This window comes from Candidatus Symbiopectobacterium sp. NZEC151, assembly GCF_025962655.1.
Classification (GTDB): domain Bacteria; phylum Pseudomonadota; class Gammaproteobacteria; order Enterobacterales; family Enterobacteriaceae; genus Symbiopectobacterium.
In genome coordinates, this window is the sequence record NZ_JAGFPE010000006.1 from 37,639 (window position 1) to 62,250 (window position 24,612).

The window sequence follows — 24,612 nt, forward strand, 5'->3', positions numbered from 1 at the left end:
CTTATCCTATTTACTCAACAGACAGGTATCCATGAAACGTGAATTGGCGATTGAGTTTTCCCGCGTGACAGAAGCTGCCGCGCTGGCAGGCTACAAATGGCTTGGCCGTGGCGATAAAAATGCCGCCGATGGCGCGGCGGTGCAGGCCATGCGCATCATGCTCAATCAGGTTGATATCAACGGGCAAATCGTCATCGGTGAAGGCGAAATCGACGAAGCCCCCATGCTTTACATCGGTGAGCAGGTCGGCACCGGCGTGGGTGATGCGGTGGATATCGCCGTCGACCCGATTGAAGGCACGCGAATGACGGCGATGGGGCAAGCCAATGCGCTCGCCGTATTGGCGGTCGGCGAAAAAGATACCTTTCTGCACGCGCCCGACATGTACATGGAAAAGCTGATCGTCGGTCCACAGGCCAAAGGCGCTATCAACCTGGCACTGCCGTTAGCGGATAACCTGCGCAACATCGCCATCAAAATTGGCAAACCATTACAGCAGCTTACGGTAATCACACTGGCGAAACCGCGCCATGACGGGGTGATTGCCGAAATGCAGCAACTGGGCGTGAAAGTCTTTGCCATTCCTGACGGTGATGTTGCCGCCTCAATTCTGACCTGTATGCCTGACAGCGAAGTCGATGTGCTGTATGGCATCGGTGGCGCACCGGAAGGGGTGATTTCCGCCGCAGTGATCCGTGCGCTGGATGGCGATATGCAAGGCCGCCTGCTTGCACGTCATCAGGTTAAAGGGGACAGCGAGGAAAACCGTCGTTTGGGTGAGCGTGAGCTGGAACGTTGTGCAGAAATGGGGATTGAAGCCGGACGCGTACTGACGCTGAGCGATATGGCGCGTAATGACAACGTGATCTTCTCAGCTACTGGCATCACCAAAGGGGATCTGTTGGAAGGGATTGCCCGCCGGGGTAACATCGCCACCACCGAAACCCTGCTGATTCGCGGCAAATCACGCACTATCCGGCGTATTCGCTCTACACATTATCTCGATCGCAAAGATCCGGCGTTGCATGACTTCCTGCTGTAATCGCATGAATTCACAACGTCTATTGCATTGATTGTTTCACTGCTGTTAAAAAATCGCGTATCGTAAAGGCCCTCTCCCCTGACGCACCGTTTTGTCAGGGGATGGCCTGAGTGGCCGAAAAACATCAGGAGCACAACACTATGGCAGAGTGGGTAACCGGTAACGTTATTCAGGTAACAAATTGGACAGACAGCCTTTTCAGCATTCAGGTTCAGGCACCGATTGCCGCGTTCACTGCGGGCCAGTACGCCAAACTGGGATTGGAAATTGGCGGCGAGCGCATTCAGCGCGCCTATTCCTACGTGAATGCCCCCAGTAATCCCACTCTTGAGTTTTATCTGGTCACGGTGCCGGACGGCAAGCTCAGCCCGCATTTGCACGCTCTGCAACCCGGAATGCCATTGGAAATCACCAAAGACGCGGCAGGTTTCTTTGTGCTGGAAGAAGTCCCTGACTGCGACACGCTGTGGATGCTCGCAACCGGCACTGCCATCGGCCCTTATCTGTCGATTTTAGAAGAAGGGAAGGACCTGGAGCGTTTCCAGCACATCGTGTTAGTGCATGCGGCACGCTTTGCCTCTGACCTTAGCTACTTGCCCAAAATGCAGCAGCTACAGCAGCGCTACGGCGACAAACTGCGGATACAAACGGTCATCAGCCGGGAAACGCAGGCTGGTTCCCTGACAGGACGCGTTCCGGCGCTTATCAGCAGCGGTGCGCTGGAGAATGCGGTCGGGTTGCCCCTCAATGCGCAAACCAGCCATGTGATGCTGTGCGGTAACCCGCAAATGGTGCGCGATACTCAGCAATGCCTGAAAGAACAACGGGAAATGACCAAGCATCTGCGCCGTCGTCCGGGGCATATTACCAGTGAGCATTATTGGTGAGAAAGCAGACGTTATTTTGTCCATATATAATATGCATTATATATATTATTGCGAACGTCACCTAAAGCTCTCGAGAAAATTTTTCTTGAGAGTCAAACCTCTCACTTTAAAGATATAACACACCATAAAACTCATCAGTTAATAGCCGAAGTAGATTGGTTTATAATTAACACCCTTACCTAATTTGAGCACTCTAAATGGCTTCTTCTCCGGAGATAGAACCTCTTCAATAAATGCATCAGGTCGATTTCCGTATCTATTTTTAAATATAGAATAATAATAATCTGGCTCGATACTTAAATCAACATTCACAACGCCTTTATATCCTTTAACGGGTTTTTGCGTTAAGATATTTAATTGAGAAGCAAATGATAATGAATCGCCATCACCTGAATGACACGCAACAACCCTCAAATATTTATACTGTGAGAAATCAATACCACTTTTGACTGTTTGCTCTACAAAATCTGTCGAATTTAGTAATTTACCATTATTTATCAAATACGAACCCATAGGTGTTTTTTGTCCTGGCCTCATTGTGTTGACATGCTGCCCATGAGAAAAAATATTTAATCTTTGCTCATTTTTATATACATCGGTAAACATACCTACATGAGCATCAACTAATCGGAAATCAGTCACTTTACCACCCAATTGAACGGTAGTGTTTGATTTCCCTGAAGCTATTTTACTTAATGAATTGTACGCACCTCTACCCAATACTCCCAGTGAACCAAGACCCAACCCCAACGACACCCATCCCAACACGCTCGAAGCCTCTGGGTTCACCGCCTCAGTCGCACCGCTGGCAATAGCAGTAACATCTGCCGCCACGGCCAGCCCACCCACAATCAATGAGGTCGCTGATGCCGCATTAATGGCCGCAACTACCCCACCCGCTGCCGCAATGGATGCCCCGGCGGTAAACGCCGCCAGTCCAATGCCGATCGCCCCGGCAATAATGCCGGTGATCGCCTGCCAACTCAGGTGACCAGACGGGTCCATGTAATTCACCGGATCGCCCGCGCAGTAAGCATAGGGGTTTATCCCACCGGCACCAAACGGACTCAGACTATCCGGGCAGTTAAAACGCATTAGCACCGGGTTGTAGGCGCGATAACCGTTACCGAGGTGGTAGGTGCCACTCACCGGATCGACCCGCTCACCGTTAAAACCGGGCAGCAGGTCAGTCACGTCTCCGCTGCCGTACGGTGACCACACATGCAGGCTGCCTGTCGCCTGCCCGCCCTCCCGCGACCACAGCAGGCTATCCTTGCTGTCGCTTCCGGTCAGCGTCAGCCGAGCGCCGTCACTGACGCCCAGACAGGTATGTGCCGCTTTGATCAGCCGCAATTCCCGGCTCTGTTGCATCAGCGTTTCATTCACCCGCTCATCCGCACGGTAATACAACTGGCGCCTGTCGCTGCTGCTCACCTGTTGGCTCACCAGTTGGTTCAGCGCGTCATAGCCGTAGCCACCGCCGCTGATACCCGTGCCACTGACCGCTATCAGACGTCCCAATGTATCGTATCCCAGCGTGCGCCCGGCATCGTCTTGCGTCATCCGGCCATTCGCATCATATTGCAACGCAATGCTCGGCGGAAAACCACTGTGGGTATGGGTTACAGAGGTCAGTTGGGTCGGGTCTTGCGGATTGGCATAATGATAGGTCGCGGTATCCGAGGTGCCGTCTGCCAATGTAGTCGTCACCGACGTCAGGTTGGTCAACGCATCATAACGGTAGGTCTGCCCTGACATGGCATGACCATAGGCATCCGGCGGCAAGCTGCTGCCCGTGGCGCTGTAGCTCACCAGACGATTGCGCGTATCGTAATCGTAGACTTCTGCCCGTATCTGACTGCCATTACGCACCGTCGTGCGCGTTGCCAGCAGGTCGTTCTCCAGCCAGGTCTGCGTCAGAGTGATCGTTGTGCCGTTATTGTCACTGAGTGTGCGCGTCACTTCCCGGCCAAAATCATCGTACCCCAGCGAGGTGGTCAGCGCCGATGATGTCGCGGTATCCGTCACCGCCTGAGACACCAGTCGCCCCAGTGCATCGTACTGCATGGTGGTTTGCAGCGCCGGGTCGATAATGGTGATGATATGCCCAAACCCGTCCATCTCATAGCGCGTCAGCTTGCCGGTGATATCGCTATAGGTGACCGGCTGCCCCGCCAGCGTGTAGGTGTGTGCCGCCGTGCGGGTGGCCCCATTTCGCGCAAAGGCTTCGTTTTTCAGGCTACCGGACGGATTCCAGGTGTTGGTGTTTTCGGTTCCGCCCTCCTTTGCCTTCAGCAAATCGGCCGTGCGGTTATCATAGCTAAAGGTCTGGCTCACTCCGCCCGCCGTAACACTGCTGATCGCATTGCCCAGTTCAGGAATGGTGGTGCTCGTGATGAGGTCGCCGGAGGGTTGGGTAACGGTAGTGGGAACCGGGGAAGCGCCCTGATAAGTAAACAGGGTCAGTCGCCCGCCGCTGAGGCGTTGGGTTACCCGGCCGAGACTGTCAAACTCCTGGCTTCCGAGCAGCCAGGTTCGCGTATTGCCTGCCGCATCCGGACCGGTCACGCTGATGGCGATCACCTGCTCTTCTGCAGACTGGGGCGCATAAGTCCGCGTCACCACGCTGCCGTCCGGCAGGGTCTGGGTCAGCACCCGATCGTAGGCGTCATAAGTGCGACCGGTTGCGTTACCCAGTTCGTCCGTCTCCAGCCGCAAACGCCCCAGCCCATCCCAGGCGTAGTGGCGACTGCCCTGCGGGCTGCCGGACACCGATGTCCTGCTCTCCGTAACGGGCAGATAGCTCTGTTTGTCAAATACAGTAGTCAGCAGGCCGGTGCGCAACGTGCTGCCAGCGCGGTTTCCGCTGCTGTATACGGCCTGGGTCACCCCCACCATATCGAGGTTTTGCAGCTCATTGGTGCCATCAGTAAAGGCCAGCGCACTTACCGCCCCCCAGCCATCGTGGGTTGCCGTAACATTGACGGAAAAACGTTCAGACGTTCCGGTCAGCCAGTCACTCCCTGTGCCACCGTCCGTTTCGCCAAAAACGTTATAATTGTGCGATGAGACAGTAAACCACTGCAGCGTCGAGTCTCTGTCCAGACGCCGCGTAGCAATTTCCCGCCCCATGCCGTCAAACTGGGTTTTTACCTGATTACCCGAGGCATCGGTTTCCATCGTTTCCGGGCCATTCGCACCCAGGGTATATGACCAGGTGGTGATATTTTCATACGGCGTGCCCGGTGCCAGCGTTCTCCGCAGCGAACGCCCCAGCCGATCGTAGGCGTATTGCACCGTCACATTCTGTGGGCTGGTATCACGTAACAGCAGGCCGGAATATACGGATTGTTCACGGCTTGATAGCAATTGCAAACCGTCATACCCGGTAAACGTGATGGTTTGGTGCATCACCCCCTGCGTAATCACGGTCGTAAAGGACTGACTGTTGGTAAATGCCGAGGAGGCCTCACCATTTTCATATTGGGTATCGGTGATCCGCGTTATCCGGCCATATTCTGCATTACCGAGAGTCTGATTGTAGGTGTATACACGGCGACTCAGGAGAACATCGTCGGCATAGTCTGACTCCTGATCCTGCACCACGTGTCCGGCCGCCCCCAGGGTTTTATAGGTGTAATGGGTGCGCCTGACGGGAGCCACATACGCGGTATTGCGTGGAATAACGGTCTGGTCCTGCATAAAGCGGACAAACCCATTGGGCTCCATGGCAAACCAGGTCATTACAGTTTCCGTTCCGTCGGGTGCCACTTCCCGCGTGGGATTACCGCTTGGATCAAACGTGGTCACCGTCGTTTGTACCCGGCGCGTACCATTGATATCCGTCCAGGTTTCCTTTTTTTCACGGGGAAGCTGGAATTGCGGCGGCTGACCATCAATAAAAACGCCTTGCTCTGCATAATAGGCAAAATCCGTGCGGTAGAGGTCGCCTTGCCGCATCGTCTCTTCACTCACCTGAAGGTGATAGTTGTTGTAGGTGCGGATGACAGTAATGCTCTCATTGCCGTAAGACACCGTTTGGGTTGAACCATAGGTATAATCCGTTAGCGTGGTATAGATATAATCACTGTTTGCCGACCAGATGCCAAAGTTGCCGTTGTAACCCAAAAAATTATGGGCCGTATAACTGTAGTACGTCAGGGTATCAGGCTGACCACTTCCCGGGCTTCGGCTATGAGAAAGTACCGCAGGTAAACGCCCCAGACCGGAATTCGCCGGGAATTGCAAACCCTGTAACAGGCTGTAATCCACTTTTTCCGTCATTCCGGTAGGATAGCGCACCCCTGTCAGCAAAAGGTTTGGCGTGCCGTCAACAGAGTCGTATTCAAAATACCAGCGCAGGCTTTCCGTACCAGAGACCTGGCGATGCAGTGTATTCAGCCAGGTATCATTAATCCGCTCAAATAAAACCTGATACTCATCGGATGAACCCGGCCAAACAACCATATTGACAGCATAGCCATACTCAACCCGTAATAATGTTCCGAACTCATCATCAATACGGGACAACCTGGCATATTGTCCACTCCAATTCCAGAATAAAGTCAGTGTGCGTCCCAAGGGCGAAATCACTCTGGTTGTCACGAACGTTTGACCATCATCAGTAATGGTTAATAACTCCTTTTTCCCCTCCTTCCACAAGACAGTATATCCATCAGCAGCATCAAATCCGTTGGTATACGAAAAGCGAAAGTTATCTAACTTCTTGTTGCGCACAATATCTGAGCCAGGCATAACCCGGTATTGTTCACCGTCACTCAGTTCCAAGAGGTTATTGCGATTATTAAACTGTGTCAGACCAATGCCAAACCCTCTGCCAAACCCAGCGTCCGTCATATTTAACGGAGAATAACGTAGCGACAAAGAGAGCTCAGGCCCCAGTTGATTATTTCCCACTACGTTGGCTAATGGGAAATTAACCATAAACTGCCCCGTACGTGGATCGACCTGAGTTTCCAGCGCACCGACAAAGTTACCAGATTGGGACGAGAATGTATTGTTCATCGTTTAAATCACTTATTGATAATAATCATTTCACATGAGATTTATATTTCAAGCGCACCTAAACATGCAAAACCGATCATCAACTGGCTACAGAAACACCGTTGATTATCAATCTCCCTATTTCATCTTTATTTTCACTTACTGAAATGCTAATAATACCAGAATTTCCAAATTGATCGAAGACAGAAATATGAGCAGGTATAGGAGAGTTATTCCATCCTTTACTACCCCATGTTTCGCCGGTATAGAAATAAGCACAATGTCTGACATGAAGCATTGCAATAGCGATACTTGAACGATCTATTGTGGTGTTAAAAACAGCATTACTAAGTGGAAGTTTTAACGTCCATTCTGTCGGCCTGTATTGCGAGTTCTTACCAAATATAGCCAATCCACCAGACGTTGAGCTCCTTACACCAAACTCGCTCATATCGATAAATACCATACTCGTATCGTACACCTGTACAGGCGCGGGTAATTTATCATCACGCGTATTGAAACCACATAAAATATCAACACCTGATTGCCCGCTCCGGGTTACTACATTATATCCAGGTACCGGCGTTCTATTACCATTAATTATTTTAAGAACAAAAGGCCAGCCCTCTTTTGAAGATATTCGTAGCGACCGGTAATAGGCTTTCCCCTTATTAAACACGGCTTCACTACCATCAGCAGGGGAATGATCTGAACTTAGGTTGACAGGCAGCTTATCCGAGAGCAAATTCATTTGCTCGAGACGGCTCCAACCATCAGATATTACTATGTTGGATGAAACACCATAATCTATAGGTTCAAGTGACGAGATGGTGATATTTTGAGGGTTTTTGAAAACGCTACCACTTCCCCCACCAGGCCCATTTAGGGTAGTAGTGCCATGTTCGGAGGTATCAAACTTACCGACCCCCGGTATGTCTATCCCCAATGAAATCAGAGTACTAGGTATTGCTTTTCCACAGCTCAGATAACAGGTCAGGAAGTTATCTCCTGGTGTCAGTGAATCTGCACTATTGGCACTCAGATAATTTACAGCGCCAACATAATCTCCAGGAGTTTTAGACAGTTGCCAATCACTTGATAACCTGGAACCATCACGGTAGTTACAGAGATAAATGGCATCGAATATTTCTTGGTCCGTCAACGGCAAAACAGTCGTGACCGATGACATAACTCTTACATGAATAGAAATAGCAACCTGATTACGGCCATTACCATAAATAACGGCACTCGTGCTGAGTGAGTCTTTAAAATCAATTTCTAGCACATTCAGTTGATAAAATTGGTCCCAGATGCTCATACCATCCTCCTGTTTAAAATGTTATAGATTTTGTACACCCCGATGAACCAGGACTACCATCTGGTTTATAAAAATACATTCTAAATTTCATCGCAGGCATATCAACTGTACATCTGTTTGTATTCTGATCAGAGCTTGAAAATGAACAGTAGAAGTTATCCGCTATTCTGAATACCCCCCTATTTGTCTCTACATTCATATACCAGTAGTCTCTATTACCAACCCCGCTTCGTTCAATCCTAATGGGAAGTCTTGGTAAAGAAACCACATCATTATTATTCGGCTCATAGTAATAAATCCACGACTCTCTGTTAGGATCGTTACCAATCCTGTGTCTAAGGTATAGACTTGTAGTGGTTGCATTAGGATTTATATATCCAATTCGGGTGTATGCATCCTGAAGTGCCATAGTAATACCTCGTGCCTATTAATATATTAGTTGACTAATAAATATCTTGATGTGTTTGCAAAAGTGTCAATTTCAAAATTGAGTGTAGAACGGTAAATTGAATTGCTCAATTCACCCTGCATGCATTAAAAATGCCCATAAAAATAGAGAGATAAACAGAAAAAAGAGTATAAACCTAAAAATCAGGAGAAATAATATGATTACTGCTACAGAATAGAGTTGAATTAGGACTATAACGAAAACCTATCAACGCATAGATAGAAGCGTTGAGATCATTTCGATTGCATTAATTTGCAATAAAGTTATTTATATAAAAACGATTTGATACCTAAGGAACTCAAATTTTACTACAGTTAACGTTATCCCTTCCCTTATAAACTTAATATTCTGAATATCAATAGACAAACTCTGGTTTAAAATTCAGAGGGCAATCATTATTGTGCAATAGCTTATAGGCTATCCTACCACCGAGGCCCTACTCAACAGCATTAATAGTGTGACCGCAGAGTATTCTTGATAAGGAAAATCATTTCCCAGGAAAATAACTGAGCCAGTCATACACATCCTCAAACAGCCGATGATGGACAACAATCGTTTTATTTTCCCGACATATCAGCCCTTCGTTTTGCCAATGTGCCAGTATTCTGGAAATGGTGACGCGAGTCACGTTGATAATCTGACCATATTCCTCATGGGTCAACGTCAGCGGCACCGCATACCAACCGGCTTTAATCTCAATCCCGCTTTCTAATAACATGCTTTTCAGTAAAATTTTGAGGCGTTGCGAGGGTTCGCAACTGGTGTTGGTGATGACCGCCTCCAGGCTGCTCTCCTGCTTGGCTACAACGTGACGGCATATTTTTATCGCCAATTCGGCATCCTGCCGCATGGCATCCAGTAAAATATCGGGCGGCACCACCAGAATATCTGCATCCCGGATCACGATAGTGGTGACATTAACATGCTGTTGGGTAATGCAAGTGATATCCCCCATAGTACGTTCTGGCAACACCAGTGAGAATGACATCGGGTTATTCTCGACATAGTTGGCATAATACATACAGAGCCCGTTAACCAAATAGAATAACCGCTGTGATTCGCCACGACTCTTGATGATGGTGCCTTTCTTATAATGCACCAGAGTGCCATGCCGTTGATATAATTCGCGAAGTTCGACAATATCTTTCGGGTATATCCAGGGCATTTGGTGGAAAATGTGTCTCATTATTATTTCCCTGTTTTGTCGAACGATATAAGCACATCAAATGGTAATTAACCGTGAAAATTCAATTGGTCAATATCGAGTAACGTTGTGCACACCAGTTTGCCGCTTCCGGTGTAGAATTACTACCGCACCAAACCACACTTTGTTAATTTCACAGTGTTAATTTACCCGCGCGTTTTTAGGTCCAAAGACAGCAGGAATAAAGGAGAGTAAATAGCGTCGTTGACATGTTGCATAACATAATCGATGAAAGGGAAATTAAAGGCATTTGTTGAAAGCAATGTTATGAAAGGATTAATCGTGATGACAACCGTCAGTTGATTCACTCAGGCTGAATCAACCCGAGTGAATCTGTAAATACATTACAGGAGGAAGGCAATTAGCTCTTTTTATCGCTGGCTTTCATGATCTGTGGCTTTTTTGCCCCCAGATCTTGCGCAATATTCTCCGCCGCAATGCGCGCCGAGTTGATGGCAAAGCCAACGGTGCTGCCCGCCATCACCAGATCGTAACTGTCACCGTACATGCCCCCGGCATCGTTGCCGATTACGTACAGGCCAGCAACCGGGACGTTTTTATCATCAACCGCCTGCAATTTTTCGTTCACCTTCACGCCGCCCAAGGTGCCGAGTGAGGTTGCTACGCTCTTCACCGCATAGAACGGCGCTTTCGCAACAGGGCGCAGATAGCGCGCATCTTTCACGAAATCTTCATCGTGGCGGACGTTGCAAAACTGGTTGTAACGCTCAATGTTGTCTTTCAGCGTTTGGTAATCCATGCCGGTTTTTTGCGCCAGCTCTTTGATGGAATTCGCACGGAACGCTTTTCCGGCAGCCTCGCCTTTGGCAAAGTGCTCTTCCAGTTTGGTGAGCTTGGTAGCAACGGGAACCATCACGCCTACGCCAACATCAATGCCGTGATCGACCATGTAGTTTTTGGTGTCCTCGTCATACAGCACAAACATGGTTCCACCCTGATTTTCCAGGGCATTGCCAGCAAAAGGCCACTGCTCAATATTGGCCTCGTTGGTGAATCGTTCGCCTTTGGTGTTTAGCCACAAATGGGGCTGTTTGGCAGAAGCCGCGTAATGGTTGGTGGTGGACTCTTTTGACGGCCCCGGACGATAGGACATATTGATAAATTCACGGCCATCTTTTGCCGCGCCTGCCGCCCAGGCCATGTTAATGCCGTCACCCACTTTTCCCGGGATACCGATCACTTCCACATCGGGGAAGCGCGTATACTCGGTCAGCATCTCTTTATTGCTGCCGAAACCACCCGTGGCAATAACCACGGTTTTGGCATTGATACGAATGGCTTCACCGGCAGAACTTTCGGCCATGAGTCCTACCACTTTTCCTTTTTCATCGGTGATGAGCTGTTTGCCTGCCGTTTTTACCAGCAGTTTCCCGCCCTTTTCGGCAAAATGCTGTTGCAGAACATCAATCACCGCGCGCCCACGGCCCTGATAAATATGCCAGGTATAATAACCGCCGGGATAATTCGAAGTCAGTTTCTCAAAATGAACGCCGAGATCTTGTAGCCAATCAATGGTATCCGCTGATTTATTAATATAATTGCGTACCAGCTTGGCATTTGGTCGCCAGTGGCTGTAATCCATGATGAGCTTAAATGCCTGATCGCGGGTAAATACATGATTATTTTCCCGCTGTATTTTACTTTCGACGGCAAATATCCCTTCCGAAAATTGTCCGGTTCCCCCGGTCTGCGGAAGTTTCTCCAAATTGATAACCTTCAGGCCCTGTTCGGTTAATGCATAGGCTGCCGCAGACCCTGATGCCCCGGCACCGACCACCACCACATCCGTGTCCATGACTTGCTCCGCATTCGCGGTCATCCCAAAGCACGAAAGAATAGCGGCAGTTAGAATTGATTTTACTCTCATTTCTCTCCCCTCAATACGTTATATTATTATGTTGAAACCGATATAATTTACACACTGGCTAACGGGTTATATATCAAGAGAAATTGCCACTTACGTATACCGTGATACATTATTGCGAATATTTTAAATACTGTTAATAACCTCTCATTTTGGTTGATAATATTTATTCACCCTACAACCACAAATAAACAACAATGCGTAATATAACGCTAACAAAGAAAAGGTATTGTATATTCTCTCATCGACGCCTTTATTCGAAAGGTGAGTACCTCTTGCTGACAGAAGGGATCGACAAGGGTGTGCCAGCACGTGCCTTTTGACAATCGCGCCCAAATCCCGCTTTAATCAGACAAGCGCCCGTTGTCAGTGCCGCCGATCCCGCTCTGGCAACGCTCTCTCTTGAAAACGTAACACTTCAATAGCGGAACTATGACTATACGACTCGTTGCCCCAGCGTTACTCCTGCTTCTACTGACGTCTGGACCGGAGGTTCACGCGCAACCCCTTATGCCGTCAAAAGACGCCACGGTGGCACCTTACCTGCTGCCCGACGCGCCAACGTTCGACCAGACTATTCCACAATTTCGCACGCGCTATAACCTCAGCAACCCCTCATTACCGATAGGTGAATTCCGCGCGGTGGATACCGGCGAGCCCGCCGGACCGCTGACGCGGGCTGCGAGCAGAATCAATGCCCAACTCTATGCCTCAACCGCCCTGGAGCGAGGCACCGGCAAAATAAAAACCATGCAGCTTACCTACCACCCTCTGGCGGGCGATCCTGAAACCGGCGCACGCCGCGCGCAGGCTATCCAGTATATGGCCGCACTGCTGCGCCATTTCATCCCCTCGCTCTCAGAGGAACAAAGCAGCAAGAAAGTCACGGAATTGCTGGATATCGGCAAACGTCAGGGCTTTTACCAACAAACGGAAGGCGCATTGCGATATGTAGTGGCAGATAATGGGGAAAAAGGGATAACATTCGCTGTTGAACCGATTAAGCTAACGCTATCTGAACCGTGATCGCGCTGGCATTGAGTGATGAAAATCCGAGCTTCTCGCGGGTTTGGTCTCTATACTGTCTGAAAAATAAAATTACTTGCTATCCCTATTCGGAGGAAAAAAGATGCGTCATCCATTAGTAATGGGTAACTGGAAGCTGAACGGCAGCACGCACATGGTTATTGAGCTGATCGCCGGTTTGCGTAAAGAACTCAGCACCGTGACTGGCTGCAACGTCGCCATCGCGCCGCCCGAGCTGTATCTGGATCAGGCAAATCATCAATTGGCCGGTGGCCGCATTGCCCTCGGCGCACAGAACGTCGATGTTAACCTGTCCGGCGCCTACACGGGCGAAACCTCTGCCACCATGCTGAAAGACATCGGTGCAAAATACATCATCATCGGCCACTCCGAACGCCGCACCTACCACAAAGAAAGCGATGCCTTCATTGCGAAAAAATTTGGCGTGTTGAAAGAAGCCGGGCTGATCCCCGTGCTGTGCATCGGTGAAACCGAAGCCGAAAACGAAGCTGGCGAAACCGAAGCCGTGGTGGCCCGTCAGTTGGATGCCGTATTGAACACCTTGGGTGCAGCGGCATTCAACGACACTGTCATCGCCTACGAACCCGTATGGGCTATTGGTACCGGCAAATCAGCGACCCCTGCTCAGGCACAAGCGGTGCACAAGTTTATCCGTGACCATATCGCCAAACAGGACAAGGCGGTCGCCGATCAGGTCATCATTCAGTACGGTGGTTCGGTCAACGCTGCCAACGCCGCTGAACTCTTCACGCAGCCGGATATCGACGGTGCACTGGTAGGTGGCGCTTCACTGAAAGCCGATGCCTTTGCCGTGATCGTAAAAGCCGCCGCAGAAGCCAAACGCGCATAATGCAGTAATACTGCCACAGCGTATCCGTGTTACGGATACGCTGTTTTATTCTCTTATCCCCGTCCCTCGCTGTACTCTTTTTCTGAAACCTTTACCCCGCCTCACGCCAGTAATTAAATACTTCGCAGTGAATTTTTCACGTTGCTAAATTAAAACTTTTATTTTTTAAAAAAAAAATCCAAATTTACAGGATTAAATATCTTAAATTACCTGATAATTATTATTTTATATAAACCCTGTCTTTTACCCTAAGGCGCATGCGTCTCAAATCAAACCGTAATCATCATGCCGCGCTGTACTACGCTCTATAGAGGGAAGAAGCATCTCAATGATGCCCCTATTAAATTGATAAGTAAGGAAAATAGCGGTTTATTACGGAGATATCACCATGCCCTTTGACGATCCCAGCAATACCTTTAGCCCCTATGTTTCGACCGGGCATCTGCCGGACCAGGACACCGTTACGCGATTGATACAAGAAGCCCACCAGCGTTTTGGGCAGAACCACGAGGGCGTCGTTTCTAAAGTTTATCCTGCACTCGAACGCGTGCCTCCCGCGCTGTACGGCATTTGTATGGTCGGTACCAACGGTGCTGTACACGCCGTGGGTGATGTGGATTATGAATTCACCATCATGAGCGTATCGAAACCCTTCGTCTTCGCGCTGGTGTGTCAGGCACTGGGTGCCCGCGTCGCGCGCGAAAAGCTGGGCGTAAACAGTACCGGTATGCCGTTCAACTCTGTCACGGCCGTTGAATTTACCGCAGACGCCCGCACCAACCCGATGGTGAACCCAGGGGCAATCGCCACCACCAGCCTGATCCCCGGCAATACCAGCGACGAAAAATGGAATTTCATTTACAGCGGGTTATGCGGTTTCGCGGGCAGAGAACTCACCCTTAACGAGGAAGTGTATCAATCCGCCTGTGAGACCAATTTCCGCAATCGCGGTATCGCCAATCTGCTTTACAGCTACGGGCGGCTCGGCTGCGATCCGGCCATTGCCGTCGATTTGTATACCCGCCAATGCTCACTGAACATCAGCGCGCGCGATCTGGCGGTGATGGGGGCGACCCTGGCCGATGGTGGTGTCAACCCCGTCACCCGCGATCGCGTGGTCAACAATGACGTGTGCCATTACGCCCTGGCCGTGATGGTCACCGCCGGGCTGTATGAGACATCCGGCGACTGGCTCTACGATATTGGCCTCCCCGGCAAGAGCGGCATTGGCGGCGGTATCGTCACGGTCTCGCCCGGTAAGGGCGGTTTAGGCACCTTTGCGCCCTTGCTTGACGGCGCGGGCAACAGCGTCAAAGGCCAATTGGCCGCACGCTTTCTCTCCCGCAGTCTGGGTATGGATATGTTCGTCTCCGAACCTTACACCGAAAAAAGCTGATCATCGCTACCACACTAACGACGTAAAACTCACAAAAAGACAAGGATAATAAGGGGATAACCATTATGGTGAATCAATCAACACCGCACACAGTGACAGATGAGAAGGCGTCATGGGTACCGATGATCACCATCGCACTCGCCCAGATTCTGATGTCATTCAACGTCGCCTCGCTCCCCGTCGCGCTGGGCGGCATGGTGAACAGCTTCAATGTGCCGCCCACCACCATTGCAACGGGTATCGTTGTCTATTCGCTGTCCGTCGCCGGTTTCGTTATGTTGGGCGCAAAACTCAACCAGCGGTTTGGCCCACTGATCATATTTCGCTCCACCGTGCTGCTGTTCGGTGTCGCTCAGGTGATGATGACGTTCAGCCCGAACGCCACCATCATGATCAGTGCACAGGCCCTCAGCGGCCTGACGGCAGCAGCGTTGGTACCCGCACTGGTGGCACTGATTGCGGAGAATTATCGCGGAGCACAACAAGCCACCGCGCTCGGTACGCTGGGTTCTGCACGCGCCGGTGCGGGTGTGGCGGCATTTTTAATTGGCGGCGTGCTGGGTACCTATATCGGTTGGCGTCCGGCGTTCGGTCTGCTGATCGTCTTGTCCGCCGTCATTTTCATTCTCAGCTTTCGCATGAAAGCGGATAAGGGCCGACCGGAAGTCAGCATTGATATTATCGGCGTGGTACTGGCGGCAACCTCCATCATTCTGCTCTCTTTCGGCTTCAACAACCTCAACCGCTGGGGAATGGGTCTGGTACGGGACGCTGCACCTTTTGACCTGCTTGGCTTCTCTCCGGCCCCCTTTATGATCGTAGTGGGTATCGTACTCGGTCAGCTCTTTGTGGTCTGGACTCGACGCGTGAAAGAAAAGGGCAAAACCCCGTTGCTGGCGCTGGAAGTGATTACCTCGCCCACGGAGCGAGCTGCTGTGGTCGCCATGTTTGCGGTGGTCGCACTGGAAGCGATGCTGAATTTTTCCGTGCCCCTCTACATTCAGATTGTGCAGGGCAGCACGCCGTTGGCAACCGCCATCGCCATGATGCCATTCAACCTATCCGTATTCTTCTCCGCAACGCTTATCGTGCGCTTTTACCACAAGCTGACGCCGCAAAAGATTGGTCGTTATGGCTTTATTATTTGTACCCTTTCGCTGCTGTGGCTCGCCTTCGTGGTGCGTAACAACTGGAGCGAATTTGCGGTGCTGTTTGGGCTGGTGGCGTTCGGCATTGGTCAGGGCTCGCTGGTCACCCTGCTGTTTAACGTATTGGTGAGTGCTTCACCGAAAGAGCTGGCAGGTGACGTCGGCTCACTGCGCGGCACCACCAACAATCTGGCGAATGCGATTGGTACCGCCGTGGCCGGTGCGCTGTTGGTCGGATTGCTCAGTTCCAGCGTGATGCGCAACATTGTGCAAACCCCGGTGCTGACCCCTGAAATTCAGGCGCAGGTGAATCTGGATAATATTAACTTTATCAGCAATGACCGTCTGCTCACCGTGCTGTCGCAAACCACGGCAACGCCGGAGCAAGTGGCCGAAGCGGTGCGCGTTAATGAGGAATCACGCCTGAAGGCACTGAAGTTTGGTCTGCTGATCATGGCCTTCCTGTCCATGATGGCGATTATCCCGGCAGGCCGACTGCCCGGCTATCTGCCTGGTGAACTGCCTGCGGATAATCTGGATAAAGAACCGACCAAATAGGTCACTGTCAGATAAGAAAAAGGCTCCGGTTGTTACCGGAGCCTTTTTGCTGATAGAAAAACCGGCTTAACGAACTGACGGGATCTGCTGAGTAATGCAGTGAATGTTGCCACCGCCTAACAGAATTTCACGCGCTGGCACGCCCACAATGGCGTAATCCGGGAACATCTGTTGCAGCAGATCACGCGCCGTATTATCGGTACGCGCATCCAACAACGGGAAGATAATTTGCTGATTGCTGATCAGAAAATTCACGTAAGAACCCGCCAGACGCGAACCGGCTAAACGTTCAATCGCATCACCCGAAGCAACGCCCACCGCTTCCTCTTCCGTGGCATAAAGCGGACCCGGCGCAGGCAGCTTCCAGATCTTCAGAGCACGCCCTTGCGCATCCCGGGCTTGGGATAAGACCTGATACGCCGCGATGGAGCGCGCATACTGCGGATCGTTTTCGTCATCCGTCCAGTGCAGCGCCACTTCACCGGGACGTACAAAGCAGCACATGTTATCGATGTGACCGTCAGTTTCGTCGTTGTACACCCCCTCTTCCAACCAGATAACGGTGGAAATATTGAGGTAGTCGCGCATCAACTGCTCAATCTCAGCCTTGCTCAGATGAGGATTGCGGTTCGGGTTCAACAGGCATTCTGCCGTGGTCAACAGCGTGCCTTCACCGTCAACGTGAATAGAGCCGCCTTCCAGAATCAGCGGTGCCGCATAGCGAGCATCGCCGTGGTGCGCCAGCACCTGCTGCGCCACCTGTTCATCCTGTCGCCAGTCGTCGTACAACCCGCCCAGTTCACCGCCCCAGGCGTTAAATTTCCAGTCGATACCCCGGCGCTCACCGTTACCGTTTAGCACCACGGTCGGGCCGGTATCACGCATCCAGGCGTCATCGCTTTCCATCGCAACCAGCGTCACCGTTGCAGGCATCAGGCTACGCGCCTGCGCCATCTGCTGCGCTGGCACAGCCATGATCACCGGCGTCTTTTGACCAATCGCCTGTGCTACTGCGGCAAACGTCTGCTGCGCAGGCAAGGCGTTATTGCGCCAGTTATCCAAGCGATAGGGCCAAATCATCCACACCGCATCATGCGGTGCCCACTCGGCGGGCATAAAAAAGCCATCCTGGCGCGGCGTTGAAGTGAGAGTCGAAGGTGACATCGATTATCTCCGGGTCTTGCCGTCAGAGGTGCCGAGCGCCGTGTACATCTCCGGACGACGGTCGCGGAACAGCCCCCAACTGGCGCGTTGCGCGGCGATCGCTTCCAGATCGAAGGTGTGCAGCAGCACGGCTTCATCCGTTTTGTTCGCCTGCGCCAACAGCGCACCGGTTTGATCGGCAATGAAAGAGGAACCGTAGAAGGTCATTTCCAGCCCATCGATATATTTGCTCGCTTCAGTCCCAATACGGTTAGAGGCAATCACCGGCACCAGATTGGCGGCCGCGTGGCCCTGCTGCACCCGCGTCCAGTGCGGCTGGCTGTCGATATCCGGGTAAGCCGGTTCAGAACCGATCGCGGTAGGGTAGAAAATCAGCTCTGCGCCCTGCAACGCCAGGCTGCGCGCGGTTTCCGGGAACCACTGGTCCCAGCAGATGCCCACGCCGACCTTGGCGTAACGGGTTTGCCACACCTTGAAGCCAGTGTCGCCAGGGATAAAGAACTGCTTTTCCTGATACGCCGGGCCATTGGGGATGTGGGTTTTACGGTACACATCCAGCACGCTGCCGTCGGCGTCGATCATCACCAGCGAGTTGTAGTAGGCATTATTGGCGCGCTCAAAGAAGCTGAGCGGCAATACCACCTCAAGCTCTGCCGCCAGTGCGGAGAAGTGTTTGATAAGCGGGCTGATTTCCAGCGTTTGCGCCAGTGCATAGTGCTCAGGACTCTGATCGATACAGAAGTAAGGTGCGGCGAACAGCTCCTGAATCAGGATTATTTGAGCACCCTTGGCGTGCGCCTGTCGCACCAGTTTTTCGGCATTCTCAATATTCTTGGGCAGATCCCAGGAACACGCCATCTGCGTTGCGGCAACGGTCACTTTTGTCATGCGAAGACCTCTATTATCTCTCTATAAACGCTGGCTGTGCGCCAGCCCAACCCGTTAATGTGTACGACCTATTATGGCTTACGCAGCACCCGCTGTACACGCGCCTGCTCCCAGCGCTGCCAACGATCGCGCAGCCAGAACACCTTCACGGCATTCAGCGCCAGAAAACCGCCCCAGATCAGCAGCGGCCACAGGAACCAGTGGGAACCCGGCGATGTCATTCGGTTCACCACAAAAAGCACCAGATTGACCACAACATAAACCACAAGCGAGCGCCAGAAACGACTCTCCTGCCGCACCTGACGTTTTGCTGCCTGAACGCGCAGCTCAAGCGATTCTCCGCTCAGGGTTTGCTCGCTCTCTTCCGTCATCAACTCGGTAACATTCACGCCAAACGCCGCGGCAATGGCACCGAGCGTATCCAGGCTGGCACGCTCACCATTCTCGATGCGCTGAACCGTTCTGACACTTAAAGAAGAGAGTTCTGCCAGTTGTTCCTGAGACCAGGCGCGGGCAAGGCGTAATGTTTTGATCGGATTGGTATTCATGGTTGTTTTCCTCATGGCTGTTTTTTCACAGAATGAAACACAGCCTCAACCTACGCCCACCCGGCTGCCGCGAACACGACAGCGACCTGACAGCAACCTGACACGCTCCCGACAGACTGCCGCATCAAGAAAAAAACCACCCTGCCGTCATACGGCGGGATGGCTTTGATGACTAAACACCACATGATGCTAACGTTAGAACAGCTTTCTCGCCGTTTCCAGCCAATCAAGCTTGAAGGGCCGTTTCATGTTCTCAATGGCATCGATGATATCGTGATGCACCATTTTTTCATTCTGGATGCCAACACAGCGACCGCCGTAACCTTGCAGCAGCAGTTCAATGGCGTACGCGCCCATACGCGACGCCAGAATACGGTCATAGGCGACCGGAGAACCGCCGCGCTGAATGTGGCCCAGCACCGTTGAGCGCGTTTCACGCCCGGTTTCTCTTTCAATATAGCGCGCCAGTTCGTCGATATCGCAGATGTGTTCAGTGATGGCGACGATGGCGTGTTTTTTCCCTTTGGCGATGCCCGCTTTGATTTCACACACCAGATCGTCAGGTTTAAACTCTTCTTCCGGCAATACGATAAACTCACAGCCCCCGGCAATTGCCGCAGCCAGCGTCAGGTCGCCGCAGTGGCGTCCCATCACTTCCACGATGGAAATACGTTGGTGAGAAGAAGAGGTATCGCGCAAGCGGTCGATGGCTTCCAGAACGGTTTCCAGCGCGGTGAAATACCCAATGGTGTAGTCGGTGCCCGCCACATCGTTATCGATGGTGCCCGGCAGACCGATACACGGGAAACCCATTTCAGTCAGGCGTTTGGCACCCATATAGGAACCGTCACCGCCGATCACCACCAGCGCATCAAGACCACGGTTTTTCATGTTCTGAACCGCGACTTCACGCACATGATCGTCGCGAAACTCGGGGAAGCGCGCCGACCCTAAAAAGGTGCCGCCGCGATTGATAACATCAGACACGCTGTAGCGGTCCAACTGCTCCATGCGATCCTGGTACAAGCCCTGATAGCCATCATAGATACCGTAGACTTCCAAACCTTCCGTCAGCGCCGCGCGTACTACGCCGCGAATCGCCGCATTCATGCCTGGCGCATCGCCACCGCTCGTCAATACTCCGATTTTCTTGATCATGACAACCTCTGGACTTGTAGATGTAGTTTTGCAGGATGTTTCTATCTGACGGATCGCCGTGGCGAATCGTCGCTCACCTTTTTAAGCATATTATAACAAATGTCCCGAGCTGAATTGATTCAGGTCAGGCAAAATAATGCCGCACAATCCATTTTCTATCACATTTCTCAAACAAATACAGGCTGGATCACACCTCAATCCGTCCGCGCTGTTCTTCAGGCACGGCCGAGGAAGGGTCTTGATGAATCAAAATATCGGCACCGGGAAAGCGCTCACGCAGCGCCCGTTCCAGAGCGTCCGCAACCTCATGTGCGCGAACCAGCGGCAGCGTGTCATCCATCTCCAGATGCAGTTGAATAAAACGGGTCGGCCCTGATCGGCGGGTGCGCAGTTGATGTGCGCCATGAATGCCCGGCCAGCCGCGAATCAGCGCAACAATGGCCTGCTGCTCCTCTTCTGGCAACGCGCGATCCAGCAACGATTGCACCGCGTCATAGCCGATGCGCAGCGCGCTGTAGAGAATATAAACCCCGATCCCCAACGCAAACAGGGCATCGGCGTAGGTGATGCCGCGCCAGCTTAAGACCAGCGCCACCAGAATGGCACCGTTCATAAATACATCGGACTGGTAGTGCAACGAATCGGCGCGTATCGCCTGACTCTGCGTCTTGCGTACTACCCAACGTTGAAAAGCCACCAGCAGCAGCGTTGACACCAGAGCAATCACCGTGATGACAATCCCCACCTCTGGGGCGTACAGCGGTTGCGGCGCACTCAGCCGTTGGAACCCGGTTAGAATCAGGAACAACGCGGAACCGGCAATGAACATGCTCTGCGCAATCGCGGCCAGAGACTCTGCTTTGCCATGACCGAAAGCATGCTCATCGTCCGCGGGTTGAAGGGCATAACGTACGGCCAGCAGGTTCACCAGCGACGCGCTGATATCCACCAGTGAATCCACCAACGAGGCCAGTAAACTGACCGAGCCGGTGTACCACCAGGCGAAGACTTTAATGATAAATAACAACAGCGCCACGGTTGTCGCAACCACTGCGGCGCGCGTTACCAAACGCGCATACTGCGAATCCATCACGCACCTCGCCTCAACAAAGCATCTTATCCGATCATGACATTACTTCATTACAGCATGGCTAAACACCAGCGCATAGCGCCGAAAAATGAACAGGCACCACAGCAGCGCAACGCCGCCCAGCGCAGCCCCGACGACACCAATCTCGTTCATGCCGACATGCGTAATGATCTGATTACCCAACAGCGCACCGCCGCCGATACCCACATTATAGATGCCAGAGAACAGTGCCATGGCAACATCCGTGGCATCCGAGGCCAGCGCCAGGACTTTTACCTGCATGCCGAGGCTCAGCGCCATGATGACGATGCCCCACAGCACGCAGACGATGGACAATCCCAATGGGTTTTTTGCCATCGGCAGCAACAGCGCCATGCACAACGGCAACGCCGCGATGCTGGCCACCAGAAATCCCGCTGGATAGCGGTTGCTGTAGCGACTGAAAAGCATGCTGCCGATGATACCGGCACCGCCAAAAATCAGCAGCAGTACGGTGGTGAAGTTTTCGCTTAATCCGGCAACCCGCTGCACGAAAGGTTCGATATAGCTGTAAGCGGTAAAATGGGCCGTCACCACCAGTACCGTCAGCGCATAAATGCACAGCAGCGCCGGACGTTTGAGCAACAATGGCAGACTTTTCAGCGAGCCAGAGTGGCTGCTGGGCAATGGCGGCAACAGTTTCATCAACACCAGCAGAATCGCGAAGGCCACCACGCCAATGCCGCTAAAGGTGACACGCCACCCCATGTATTGCCCGATCAGACGACCGAGCGGCAGGCCCAGCACCATTGCCAGCGCAGTGCCGGTTGCCAGCAGGCTCAGCGCCTGCGCTTTCTTGCCCGGAGGTGCCAGACGCACCGCCAACGAGGCCGTGATCGACCAGAAGATGGCATGCGCCAGCGCCACGCCGATACGCGCCGCCACCAGCACCGAGAAATTCCAGGCCAGACCGGAAATAATGTTACACACGGCAAACAGGATAAATACCTTGATCAGCAATCCCCGCCGTTCCATATCGCTGCACACCAGCATAAAGGGCAACGACATGGTGCCCACTACCCAGGCATAAATCGTGATAATCAACCCGACCTGTGCGGCGCTCATCGAAAAACTGACGGCAATATCGGACAACAGGGCAACGGGCGTAAATTCAGCGGTATTAAAAATAAAGGCCGCCATAGCGAGGCTGATAACACGAAACCATGCTATCGAACGGGATGAAAGGGTCATGGGCTGCACACTACCAGGTATCAACAACGTAGAAAGAAAATCGGCAGCGCGTCGCGCCAACCAAAATCTGCAAAGCAGATCACATTTTACGCTGAATCGAGGCGGGTTGTGGTACTTTTTTTAGGCAGTTAAGCGAAGAACAGCGTGGATTTTAGGTGTCACTTTATGTGCAATCACCGATCAACAGGATGAATTCACCGGTTTTATCCGGCGTTTCGCTCCCTAACACCCCACTGTTTTTGAAAGCCTTTTCCTAAAACACCGCAAAAAAAAAGCCCGTCATCATGACGGGCAAAAGACAGGGATGGTGTCTATGGCAAGGAAATCAACTTCTTACTACTCTCACTACACACTACTCACTACAGGGTTACTCAGGGATTCGGTTCACTGTTCTGCCCCCCACAGGGGGGACATGGATGCTTCAGCCTGGGATAACTGCTGCCGCATCTCGTTCATTCGTTGTTGATACCGCTGTTCGAGAACTAATTTTTGTTCTGAATTCAGCAATTTATACATCTGATTGCGCACACGTGTCATTTCTATCTGGCGCTCAACCTGCGCCTGCATCAACTGTGAAATCAGTTTTCTGACGGCCGCTTCATCAAATTCTTCTGCGGTCACCAAAGTGTGCATTTTTTCTATATCATTTAAGTGCAGCACGGGCGCGTCTTGCCTTGCTTGTTGCATCAGGTCACGCATGTGTTGACGCTGTTGTTCCGTGAGTTTCACACCGTCAAACAGACCGCGCTGACTGATGGCGTTTCGCAAGGCTGCATCGCCATGGTGCCAACCGGGCAGTGACGCACTATCGCTATCGGCTACTGATGCGTTGACAACACCGAACATCAGCAATGAAATGAGAGAGATTTTTATGCGCCGTAGCATCATCACCCTCCGGTATAATGCGCCAATCTGTGAATCAATGAACACAAGTCTAAACACCTTGCTGCAAACATGCGTCAGAGGATGTAAAACTACGTAAAGTCATGGAATACCGTCGATCTATGACGTATTTTGCCCCTGGAGGTAGCCTAATCATGAACAAGATTCTGTTAGTGGATGACGACAAAGAACTCACCGCTTTGTTGAAAGAGTTGCTCGAAATGGAAGGCTTTAACGTTGTCGTTGCCCACGATGGCGAACAGGCATTAAACGTATTGGACAGTACGGTAGATTTGCTGCTGTTGGACGTCATGATGCCGAAGAAAAACGGCATCGACACCTTGAAAGAAGTGCGGCAGCAACATCAGACGCCCGTCATCATGCTAACGGCACGCGGTAGCGAACTGGATCGCGTTCTGGGGCTGGAACTGGGGGCAGATGACTATCTGCCTAAACCGTTTAACGATCGTGAACTGGTGGCCCGCATTCGCGCCATTTTACGCCGCTCATCGTGGACCGAGCAGCAGCAGACCACCGATAACGGTTCGCCGACCGTTGAAGTGGACGGCCTGCGTCTCAATCCGGGGCGTCAGGAAGCGAGCTTCGACACCGAAGTGCTGGATCTTACCGGCACCGAGTTCACGCTACTCTACCTGCTGGCGCAGCGGCTGGGACAAGTGGTATCGCGCGAGCATCTCAGCCAGGAAGTGCTGGGTAAACGTCTGACGCCGTTCGATCGTGCGATAGACATGCACATTTCCAACCTGCGACGTAAACTGCCGGAACGTAAAGACGGGCAACCCTGGTTCAAGACGCTGCGCGGGCGCGGTTATTTAATGGTTTCAACAAGTTAAAATAGGTAGCT

18 protein-coding genes are annotated in these 24,612 nt (G+C 51.9%); 7 read left to right on the forward strand and 11 right to left on the reverse strand.

What is annotated here, in order from left to right:
• Positions 1 to 31: 31 nt before the first annotated feature.
• Both glpX and fpr read left to right on the forward strand, forming a co-directional pair.
• On the forward strand, positions 32 to 1,042 hold the full coding sequence (gene glpX / locus J5067_RS17345) for a class II fructose-bisphosphatase (protein WP_264626479.1): 1,011 nt from the start codon (positions 32 to 34) through the stop codon (positions 1,040 to 1,042).
• A gap of 140 nt (positions 1,043 to 1,182) precedes the next feature.
• Positions 1,183 to 1,929: a ferredoxin--NADP(+) reductase gene (gene fpr / locus J5067_RS17350; RefSeq protein WP_264645125.1), complete on the forward strand. Its 747-nt coding sequence runs from the start codon at positions 1,183 to 1,185 to the stop codon at positions 1,927 to 1,929.
• 138 nt (positions 1,930 to 2,067) lie between these two features.
• Here the strand turns inward: fpr and J5067_RS17355 are convergent, their stop codons facing one another.
• From J5067_RS17355 to J5067_RS17370, 4 genes are all read right to left on the reverse strand, one after another.
• Positions 2,068 to 6,954: an RHS repeat-associated core domain-containing protein gene (locus J5067_RS17355; RefSeq protein ID WP_264651640.1), complete on the reverse strand. Its 4,887-nt coding sequence runs from the start codon at positions 6,952 to 6,954 to the stop codon at positions 2,068 to 2,070.
• Between the two features lie 79 nt (positions 6,955 to 7,033).
• The gene (locus tag J5067_RS17360; protein WP_264645127.1) at positions 7,034 to 8,251 is read right to left on the reverse strand and encodes a hypothetical protein; all 1,218 of its coding nucleotides are present in this window, start codon (positions 8,249 to 8,251) and stop codon (positions 7,034 to 7,036) included.
• Between the two features lie 935 nt (positions 8,252 to 9,186).
• Positions 9,187 to 9,885, reverse strand: coding sequence for a Crp/Fnr family transcriptional regulator (locus J5067_RS17365; RefSeq protein ID WP_264645128.1), 699 nt, complete (start codon positions 9,883 to 9,885; stop codon positions 9,187 to 9,189).
• A 379-nt stretch (positions 9,886 to 10,264) separates the two neighbouring features.
• Positions 10,265 to 11,719: an FAD-dependent oxidoreductase gene (locus tag J5067_RS17370; protein WP_264645129.1), complete on the reverse strand. Its 1,455-nt coding sequence runs from the start codon at positions 11,717 to 11,719 to the stop codon at positions 10,265 to 10,267.
• A 501-nt stretch (positions 11,720 to 12,220) separates the two neighbouring features.
• On the opposite strand from J5067_RS17370, the gene J5067_RS17375 reads away from it, so the two are divergent.
• The 4 genes from J5067_RS17375 to J5067_RS17390 all read left to right on the forward strand — a co-directional run bounded on the left by J5067_RS17375 (position 12,221) and on the right by J5067_RS17390 (position 16,787).
• The gene (locus tag J5067_RS17375; protein ID WP_264645130.1) at positions 12,221 to 12,814 is read left to right on the forward strand and encodes a YiiQ family protein; all 594 of its coding nucleotides are present in this window, start codon (positions 12,221 to 12,223) and stop codon (positions 12,812 to 12,814) included.
• Between the two features lie 103 nt (positions 12,815 to 12,917).
• Complete coding sequence (gene tpiA, locus J5067_RS17380) at positions 12,918 to 13,685, forward strand: triose-phosphate isomerase (RefSeq protein ID WP_264645131.1); 768 nt, start codon at positions 12,918 to 12,920, stop codon at positions 13,683 to 13,685.
• A gap of 388 nt (positions 13,686 to 14,073) precedes the next feature.
• Positions 14,074 to 15,081: a glutaminase A gene (gene glsA / locus J5067_RS17385; protein WP_264651641.1), complete on the forward strand. Its 1,008-nt coding sequence runs from the start codon at positions 14,074 to 14,076 to the stop codon at positions 15,079 to 15,081.
• Positions 15,082 to 15,146: 65 nt separating this feature from the next.
• A complete protein-coding gene (locus J5067_RS17390; RefSeq protein WP_264645133.1) occupies positions 15,147 to 16,787 on the forward strand; it encodes an MFS transporter in 1,641 nt (546 codons plus the stop codon).
• 66 nt (positions 16,788 to 16,853) lie between these two features.
• On the opposite strand, the gene aguA is transcribed toward J5067_RS17390, so the two are convergent.
• From aguA to cpxP, 7 genes are all read right to left on the reverse strand, one after another.
• Complete coding sequence (gene aguA, locus J5067_RS17395; RefSeq protein ID WP_264651642.1) at positions 16,854 to 17,951, reverse strand: agmatine deiminase; 1,098 nt, start codon at positions 17,949 to 17,951, stop codon at positions 16,854 to 16,856.
• Positions 17,952 to 17,954: 3 nt separating this feature from the next.
• The gene (gene aguB, locus J5067_RS17400; protein ID WP_264651643.1) at positions 17,955 to 18,839 is read right to left on the reverse strand and encodes an N-carbamoylputrescine amidase; all 885 of its coding nucleotides are present in this window, start codon (positions 18,837 to 18,839) and stop codon (positions 17,955 to 17,957) included.
• 71 nt (positions 18,840 to 18,910) lie between these two features.
• Complete coding sequence (locus tag J5067_RS17405; protein ID WP_264645136.1) at positions 18,911 to 19,387, reverse strand: 2TM domain-containing protein; 477 nt, start codon at positions 19,385 to 19,387, stop codon at positions 18,911 to 18,913.
• Positions 19,388 to 19,582: 195 nt separating this feature from the next.
• On the reverse strand, positions 19,583 to 20,545 hold the full coding sequence (gene pfkA, locus J5067_RS17410; RefSeq protein ID WP_264651644.1) for a 6-phosphofructokinase: 963 nt from the start codon (positions 20,543 to 20,545) through the stop codon (positions 19,583 to 19,585).
• A gap of 187 nt (positions 20,546 to 20,732) precedes the next feature.
• A complete protein-coding gene (fieF, locus tag J5067_RS17415; protein ID WP_264628697.1) occupies positions 20,733 to 21,635 on the reverse strand; it encodes a CDF family cation-efflux transporter FieF in 903 nt (300 codons plus the stop codon).
• Positions 21,636 to 21,677: 42 nt separating this feature from the next.
• Positions 21,678 to 22,865, reverse strand: a complete 1,188-nt coding sequence (locus J5067_RS17420; protein ID WP_264645138.1) for a sugar transporter — start codon at positions 22,863 to 22,865, stop codon at positions 21,678 to 21,680.
• Between the two features lie 384 nt (positions 22,866 to 23,249).
• Entirely contained in the window at positions 23,250 to 23,795 is a 546-nt protein-coding gene (cpxP, locus tag J5067_RS17425; protein WP_264651645.1) for a cell-envelope stress modulator CpxP, read from the reverse strand.
• A 107-nt stretch (positions 23,796 to 23,902) separates the two neighbouring features.
• On the opposite strand from cpxP, the gene cpxR reads away from it, so the two are divergent.
• Positions 23,903 to 24,601 carry an envelope stress response regulator transcription factor CpxR gene (cpxR, locus tag J5067_RS17430; RefSeq protein ID WP_222159118.1) on the forward strand — a complete coding sequence of 233 codons (699 nt, stop codon included), beginning with the start codon at positions 23,903 to 23,905 and terminating at the stop codon, positions 24,599 to 24,601.
• The last annotated feature ends 11 nt before the right edge of the window (positions 24,602 to 24,612 follow it).

What these genes read in the sequence shown, in the direction of transcription:
- J5067_RS17355 (WP_264651640.1), bottom strand. Translation starts at nt 6,954, where the DNA reads ATGAACAATACATTCTCGTCCCAATCTGGTAACTTTGTCGGTGCGCTG.
- aguB (WP_264651643.1), bottom strand. Translation starts at nt 18,839, where the DNA reads ATGACAAAAGTGACCGTTGCCGCAACGCAGATGGCGTGTTCCTGGGAT.
- fieF (WP_264628697.1), bottom strand. Translation starts at nt 21,635, where the DNA reads ATGGATTCGCAGTATGCGCGTTTGGTAACGCGCGCCGCAGTGGTTGCG.
- J5067_RS17405 (WP_264645136.1), bottom strand. Translation starts at nt 19,387, where the DNA reads ATGAATACCAATCCGATCAAAACATTACGCCTTGCCCGCGCCTGGTCT.
- cpxR (WP_222159118.1), top strand. Translation starts at nt 23,903, where the DNA reads ATGAACAAGATTCTGTTAGTGGATGACGACAAAGAACTCACCGCTTTG.
- pfkA (WP_264651644.1), bottom strand. Translation starts at nt 20,545, where the DNA reads ATGATCAAGAAAATCGGAGTATTGACGAGCGGTGGCGATGCGCCAGGC.
- J5067_RS17370 (WP_264645129.1), bottom strand. Translation starts at nt 11,719, where the DNA reads ATGGACACGGATGTGGTGGTGGTCGGTGCCGGGGCATCAGGGTCTGCG.
- glpX (WP_264626479.1), top strand. Translation starts at nt 32, where the DNA reads ATGAAACGTGAATTGGCGATTGAGTTTTCCCGCGTGACAGAAGCTGCC.
- J5067_RS17420 (WP_264645138.1), bottom strand. Translation starts at nt 22,865, where the DNA reads ATGACCCTTTCATCCCGTTCGATAGCATGGTTTCGTGTTATCAGCCTC.
- glsA (WP_264651641.1), top strand. Translation starts at nt 14,074, where the DNA reads ATGCCCTTTGACGATCCCAGCAATACCTTTAGCCCCTATGTTTCGACC.
- J5067_RS17375 (WP_264645130.1), top strand. Translation starts at nt 12,221, where the DNA reads ATGACTATACGACTCGTTGCCCCAGCGTTACTCCTGCTTCTACTGACG.
- aguA (WP_264651642.1), bottom strand. Translation starts at nt 17,951, where the DNA reads ATGTCACCTTCGACTCTCACTTCAACGCCGCGCCAGGATGGCTTTTTT.
- J5067_RS17365 (WP_264645128.1), bottom strand. Translation starts at nt 9,885, where the DNA reads ATGAGACACATTTTCCACCAAATGCCCTGGATATACCCGAAAGATATT.
- fpr (WP_264645125.1), top strand. Translation starts at nt 1,183, where the DNA reads ATGGCAGAGTGGGTAACCGGTAACGTTATTCAGGTAACAAATTGGACA.
- J5067_RS17360 (WP_264645127.1), bottom strand. Translation starts at nt 8,251, where the DNA reads ATGAGCATCTGGGACCAATTTTATCAACTGAATGTGCTAGAAATTGAT.
- tpiA (WP_264645131.1), top strand. Translation starts at nt 12,918, where the DNA reads ATGCGTCATCCATTAGTAATGGGTAACTGGAAGCTGAACGGCAGCACG.
- J5067_RS17390 (WP_264645133.1), top strand. Translation starts at nt 15,147, where the DNA reads ATGGTGAATCAATCAACACCGCACACAGTGACAGATGAGAAGGCGTCA.